The organism is Paenirhodobacter hankyongi (assembly GCF_003664585.1).
GTDB lineage: Bacteria > Pseudomonadota > Alphaproteobacteria > Rhodobacterales > Rhodobacteraceae > Rhodobacter > Rhodobacter hankyongi.
Map to the genome: position 1 here is coordinate 1 of NZ_RCHI01000051.1, position 1033 is coordinate 1033.

General features: G+C 69.5%; 1 pseudogene. It reads left to right on the top strand.

Features of this window, described 5'->3' with window-relative positions:
- Window positions 1-1033: pseudogene (locus DYS74_RS18770) on the top strand (hypothetical protein); the annotation flags it as partial.

Sequence of the window (1033 nt, forward strand, 5' to 3'; positions counted from 1 at the left end):
TGTCCGGGATCGGCACCGCCTTCTCGGCGCTCTCGCTCGGCATGAGCAACTTCGCGGGCTCGATCATGTCCTCCGCCTGGGGCTCGATCTCGGGCGCCTTCTCGGCGGGGCTTGCCGGGCTCTCGACCTCGGTCACGACGGCCTTCGCGAACCTCACCGGCAACGTCGGCGCGCTCCTGAGCGGGGCCGGCGGCTCGATCGCCTCCTCGCTCGGCGCGCTCGGCTCGGCGATCGGCGCCATCGCCGGCCCGGTCGCGATCATCGCCGGGCTGGTCAGCTTCTTCGGGACGAAGACGAAGCTCCTCGACGCCGGCATCAAGGCGGTGATCACCGACACCGATGTGCTGGTCTCGACCTACAAGCGGGTGAAGAAGACGAAGTTCTGGGGGCTCAGCTCCTCGACCAGCACCAGCACGAAGCCGGCGTCTGCCGAGGTGGCTGATCCGATCACTCAGGCGATCAACGCCACGCAGGCCTCGATCCTGTCGATGGCCTCGGTTCTGGGCATCGCGACCGAGACCTTCGACGCCTTCGCCTATGAGCTGAAGGTCTCGACCAAGGGCTTGTCGGATGAGGAGATCGGCAAGGCGCTTGCCGCGGCGATGTCGGACGCGGCCGACGCCTATGCGCTGATGATCGGCGGTCTCGACGAGCTGATCGCGACGGGCGAGACCGCGACCGAGGCGCTCACCCGGCTCAGCACCGCGCTGACCACGGTCAACGGCGCCTTCGACACCCTCGGCTATACGCTGCGCTATTCCGGCCTTGCCGGCGCGGCGGTGTCCTCGGCGCTCGAGGATCTGCTCGGCGGCGCCGACGGCTTCACCTCGGCGGTCTCGACCTATTGGGGCACGTTCTACTCGGCGGCCGAGCAACAGGCGATCCTGACCCGGCAGGCGGCGACGGCGCTGGCCGCCTATAACGCCGCGCTGCCGCGCTCGCGCGAGGAATATCGCGCCCTGATCGACGCGCAGGACCTGACCACCGAGGCGGGCCGCGCGCTCTGGGCCGAGCTCGTGGGCATGGCGGGGGT